General features: G+C 67.4%; 5 protein-coding genes. All 5 read left to right on the forward strand.

The genetic code is table 11. The features are described from left to right. The coding region (locus tag VIR09_RS18120) for a M81 family metallopeptidase (RefSeq protein WP_332014126.1) at positions 1-1,148 on the forward strand (1,148 nt) is incomplete at its 5' end. A gap of 57 nt (positions 1,149-1,205) precedes the next feature. Further along, on the forward strand, positions 1,206-2,789 hold the full coding sequence (locus tag VIR09_RS18125; RefSeq protein WP_332014127.1) for an ABC transporter substrate-binding protein: 1,584 nt from the start codon (positions 1,206-1,208) through the stop codon (positions 2,787-2,789). Positions 2,790-2,823: 34 nt separating this feature from the next. Further along, complete coding sequence (locus VIR09_RS18130) at positions 2,824-3,759, forward strand: ABC transporter permease (RefSeq protein WP_332014128.1); 936 nt, start codon at positions 2,824-2,826, stop codon at positions 3,757-3,759. Positions 3,760-3,778: 19 nt separating this feature from the next. Beyond that, positions 3,779-4,672, forward strand: coding sequence for an ABC transporter permease (locus VIR09_RS18135; RefSeq protein ID WP_332014129.1), 894 nt, complete (start codon positions 3,779-3,781; stop codon positions 4,670-4,672). A gap of 16 nt (positions 4,673-4,688) precedes the next feature. Next, on the forward strand, positions 4,689-5,711 hold a 1,023-nt coding region (locus tag VIR09_RS18140; protein ID WP_332014130.1), incomplete at its 3' end, for an ABC transporter ATP-binding protein.

Genomic DNA, 5,711 nt, shown 5'->3' on the forward strand with positions numbered 1-5,711 from the left:
ACATGGTGCTGCTGGGCCTGCATGGCGCCATGGTGGCCGACGGCTACGACGACTGCGAGGGCGACATCCTGCGCCGCGTGCGCGAGATCGTCGGCCCCGGTGTGGTGGTGGGCGCCGAACTGGACCCGCACGCGCACCTGAGTCCGCTGATGGTGGAACAGGCCACGGTGCTGGTGCTGTTCAAGGAATATCCACACACCGACATCCGCGAACGCGCGGAAGACCTGCTGGCGCTGTGCCTGGACGCGCAGGCCGGCCGCACGCGGCCCGTGGCGGCGTTGATCGACTGCGAAATGATCGTGCCCATGCATACCACCCGCGAGCCGGCGCAGGGTTTCGTCAGCCGCATCAAGGCGCTGGAAGGCCGCGACGGCATCCTGTCGATCTCGGCGGCGCAAGGCTTTGCCACCGGCGACGTGCCGGAGATGGGCACCAAGGTGCTGGTCTACGCCGATGGCGATGCCGCCCGCGCCCAGGCCCTGGCGCGCGGCCTGGCCGATGAACTCATCGGCATGCGCGAAGAGCTCATGGTGCCCTACCGCAGCGTGGACCAGGCGCTGGATGAAGCCCTGGCCTTCGGCGACGGTCCGGTGGTGCTGGCCGACCGGCCGGACAACCCCGGCAGCGGCGCGCCGGGCGACGCCACGTTTGTCCTGAGCCGCATGCTGGAACGCGGCGTGGCGAACGCGGCGTTAGGCCCCATGTGGGACCCGGTATCGGCGCGCATCGCCTTCGACGCCGGCCCCGGCGCGGAGCTGGCCCTGCGCATCGGCGGCAAGGTCGGCCCGCTGTCCGGCAACCCGCTGGACCTGCGCTGCACGGTCAAGGCGATCAAGGCCGACATGATCATGACGGGATTGTCCGGCGCGCCGGCGGCCATGGGCGATTGCGCGCTGGTCGAGACCCAGGGCATCGAGATCGTGCTGACCTCGCTGCGCAACCAGGCCATCAACATGGACCTGTTCACGCAGCTGGGCTGCGACCTTGCTTCCAAGCAGATCGTGGTGGTCAAGTCCGCCCAGCATTTCCATGCTTCGTTCTCGAAAGTCGCGCGCCACATCATCTATGTCGGCGGCAAAGGCGTCGCCACGCCCGACTGGAAAACGCTCACGTACCGCAATATCCGGCTGCCCAAGTGGCCGCTCTAAGAACCTGCCGGCGCGCGGACGCCGGCGCATCCACCAACACGATGGGAGCCTAGCGCGATGAAAAAACGCCTGCTTTGCCTGTTCTCGACGGCCACGCTCGGCCTGGCCTTCACCTTTGGCGCCGCACCGGCGCATGCGCAGCAGGCCAAGACCCTGCGCATCGTGCCGCACGCCGACTTGAAGGTGCTGGATCCGACCTTCACGACCGCCTACATCACGCGCAACTTCGGCTACATGGTGTACGACACGCTGTTCGCGATGGACTCGCACAGCAAGCCGCAGCCGCAGATGGTCGAGAAGTACTCGGCCAGCGATGACAAGAAGACCTGGACCTTCACCCTGCTGCCCGGCCTGAAGTTCAGCGACGGCCAGGCGCTGACCACTGCCGACGTGATCGCGTCCTTGCAGCGCTGGTCCGCGCGCGACAACATCGGCCAGGCCATCACGCGCGCCGGCGGCAAGTGGGAAGCCGTGGACGACGGCACCTTCAAGCTGACGCTGGACCAGCCGTTCGACCTGGTGCTCGATGGCCTGGCGAAGGTGTCCAGCTACCCCGCGTTCATCCTGCCCAAGCGCCTGGCCTCGCTGCCCGCCGACCGGCCCTTGACCGAGGTCGTCGGCTCCGGCCCCTACATCTTCAAACGCGCCGAATGGGTGCCCGGCAGCAAGATCGTGTTCGAGCAGAATCCCAACTACGTCGGCCCCAAGGCGCAGGCTGACGGCCTGGCGGGCAACAAGACCCCGCACATCCCGCGCGTGGAATGGCGCGTGCTGCCCGACTCCAACAGCGCCACGGCCGCGCTGACCAATGGCGAAGTCGACATGATCGAGCAGGCGCCGGCGGACTACATCGACGCCTTGCGCGGCAACAAGAACGTCAAGATCGGCGTGATGGAACGCGCCCAGGGCTACATCATCCTGAACCAGTCCATGCCGCCCTTCAACAACGAGAAGGCGCGCCAGGCCGTTGCGCACCTGGTGGACCAGGACAAGTTCACCGCCGCCATGGGCTACCCCGACGACCTGCGCATGAAGTACTGCGCCACGGTCTTCATCTGCGGCGGACCTTATGACACCGCCGCCGGCGCGGCGCCTTACGCCAAGCCCGACCCCGCCCTGGCCAAGAAGCTGCTGGCCGAAGCCGGGTACAAGGGCGAGCCGCTCGCGATCCTGCTGCCCACGGACCTGGCCTACCTGAACTCCGCCACGCTGGTCGCGATCCAGGCGCTGCAGGACATCGGCGTCAATCTCGACATCCAGTCCATGGACTGGGCCACGCTGACCGCCCGCCGCGCCCGCAAGGAGCCCATCGACAAGGGCGGCTGGAACATCTTCCTGTCGGCCGCTTCCGAGTTCAACGTCGACTCGCCCATCAGCAACACCTATCTGGGCGCGGTCTGCGGCAACAGCCTGCCGGGCTGGCCCTGCGACAAGAAGCTGGACGAATTGCGCGCCCAATGGATCGCGGCCACCAGCTCGGACGAGCGCAAGCGCGTACTCGACCTGTTCCAGGAGCGCGCCTATGAAGCCTTCCCCGCGATCTCGGTGGGCCAGTACTCGCGCGCGTTCGCCTCGCACAACAGCCTGAAGAACGCGGACAAGATCTGGAGCCTGCCCAACCTGTGGGTGCTGGACAAGTAGTCCGCCGCCAGCCCAATCGATACGCGAGACCACCATGGGTTACATCATCCGGCGAGTACTCGCCATCGTGCCAGTCATGGCAGTGGTGGCGGTGATCGTCTTCCTCCTGATCCACCTGTCGCCCGGCGACCCGGCGGCGCTCATCGCCGGGGACTTCGCGTCCGCGGAAGACATCGCCAAGCTGCGCGTGGCGCTGGGCCTGGACGAGCCGCTGTGGCGGCAGTTCGGGCTGTGGGCCGGCAAGTTGCTGCAAGGCGACCTGGGCACGTCCATCTTCACCCACGTGCCCGTGACGCAGCTGCTGGCGCAGCGGGTGGAACCCACCTTGTCGATCGCCGCGCTCACGATGCTGGTGTCCATCATCGTGGCGGTGCCGCTGGGCGTGCTGGCAGCGTACCGGGCCGGCACCTGGATCGATCGCCTGGTCATGCTGTTCGCGGTGCTGGCGTTCTCGGTGCCGGTTTTCCTGGTCGGCTACCTGCTCATCTACGGCTTCGCCATCAAGCTGCAATGGCTGCCGGTGCAGGGCTACGTCAGCCTGTCCGAGGGCATCGGCCCATGGCTGCGCAACCTGACCCTGCCCTGTATCAACCTGGCGCTGGTTTACATCGCGCTGATCACCCGCATGACCCGTGCCACGGTGGTCGAAGTGCTGCACGAGGACTACATCCGCACGGCGCGCGCCAAGGGCCTGGCGGTGCTGCCGGTGCTGGAGCATGCGCTGCGCAACGCCGCCATTCCCATCGCCACCACGGTGGGCGTGGGCATCGCCCTGCTGATCGGCGGCGTGGTCGTGACCGAGACGGTCTTTGCCATCCCCGGCATCGGCCGGCTGGTCATCGACGCGGTCCAGCATCATGACTACCCGGTGATCCAGAGCGTGCTGCTGCTGTCTGCCGGCACCTACGTGCTGATCAATCTGCTGATCGACCTCAGCTACCGGCTGTTCGATCCCCGCATCCGTTACTGAGCCGCCGCAGGAAGAAATCATGTCAGATAGTTCGATTTCCACCAGCCCGCCCATCGTGCTGCACGAAGCGCTGAGCGCCAGCGGCCGCCGCTGGCGCTGGATACGCAAGCATCCCACCCTGATCCTGGGCCTGGCGTTGCTGCTGATCGTGGCGGGCCTGGCGCTCGCCGCGCCCTGGATCGCCACGCACAACCCCATCACCATCAATCCGCTGCAACGCATGAAGCCGCCGTCGGCCGAGCACTATTTCGGCACCGATGCGCTGGGCCGCGACGTCTTCAGCCGCGTGGTCTGGGGCGGCCGCGTGTCCCTCGTGGTCGCGATCGTGGTGGCGCTGGTCGCCACCACGGTCGGCGTGGTGCTGGGCCTGGTGGCGGGATTCGTGCGCTGGGCCGACGCCATCATCATGCGCATCATGGATGGCATGATGGCCATCCCCGACATCCTGCTGGCCATCGCCCTGATGGCGGTGATCCGCGCCAGCCTGACCACGGTGATCATCGCCATCGCGATTCCGCAGGTGCCGCGCGTGGTGCGCCTGGTCCGGTCCCTGGCGCTGACGCTGCGCGAACAGCTTTACGTCGAGGCGGCCCATGCCGTGGGCACGCGCCTGCCCGTTATCCTGCGCCGCCATGTGCTGCCAAACATGGTCACGCCGCTGGTGGTACAGGCCACCTTCATTGCCGCCACCGCGGTGCTGACCGAGGCCGTGCTGTCGTTCCTGGGCGTAGGCGTGCCGGCCCAGGTTCCCAGCTGGGGCAACATGATGGCCGACGCCCGCAACTACGTGGCGGTGGCGTTCTACACCATCCTGTATCCCGGCATCCTGCTGGCCATCACCGTGCTGGCGATCAACCTGATGGGCGACGGCCTGCGCGACGCGCTCGATCCCCGCCTGACCAACCAACGCTAAGAACCAGGAGCACGCCATGGCAATCTCTCCCGCCGCCGTCGCCCCTGGCGACGTGCTGCTCGAAGTCGACAACCTGCGCACCTACTTCGATACCGTTTCCGGCACTGTGCGCTCAGTGGACGGCGTGTCCTACCAGGTGCGGGCAGGCCGCACGCTGGGCGTGGTCGGCGAGTCCGGCTGCGGCAAGAGCGTCACCGCGCTGTCCATCCTGCGGCTGATTCCGACGCCGCCCGGGCGCTATGCCGGCGGCCAGATCCGCTATCGCGGCACTGACCTGCTGGGCCTGACCGAAAAGCAGATGCGCCAGATCCGCGGCAACCGGATCTCGATGATCTTCCAGGAGCCGATGACCTCGCTGAACCCCGTGCTGACGGTCGGCCGCCAGATCGCGGAAACGGTGATGGTCCACCAGAAGCTCGGCCGCCGCGAGGCCTATCGCCGCGCCGAGGACATGCTGCGCCTGGTGCAGATCGCCGAACCCGAGCGGCGCGTGCACGAGTATCCGTACCAACTCTCCGGCGGCATGCGGCAACGCGTGATGATTGCGCTGGCCCTGGCCTGTAACCCCGAAGTCCTGATCGCCGACGAGCCGACGACGGCCTTGGATGTGACCATCCAGGCGCAGATCGTCGACCTGCTGCGCAGCCTGCAGCAGAGCCTGGGGATGGGCATCGTGCTGATCACCCACGATCTGGGCGTGGTGGCCGAATCCTGTGACCGCGTGGCCGTGATGTATGCCGGCCGCAAGGTCGAGGAAGCGCCCGTCGCCGAATTGTTCGACCGCCCCTTGCACCCATACACGCGGGCGCTGATGGCGTCGATGCCGTCGATGAACACCTCGAAGCAGCGGCTGGCCGAGATCCCCGGCATGGTGCCCGCGCCCAGTGAACTGGGCAAAGGCTGCAGCTTCGCGCCGCGCTGCACCTATGCCACCGAGCGCTGCCGTGCCGAAGCGCCGCAACTGACGCAACATGGCAGCGACCACGTGGTGGCCTGCCACGAAGCGGCGCGCGTCGCCGCGCAACCCGCCCCGCAGGCG

Origin of the sequence: Achromobacter sp., assembly GCF_036567245.1 — a bacterium.
Lineage (GTDB): Bacteria > Pseudomonadota > Gammaproteobacteria > Burkholderiales > Burkholderiaceae_B > Achromobacter.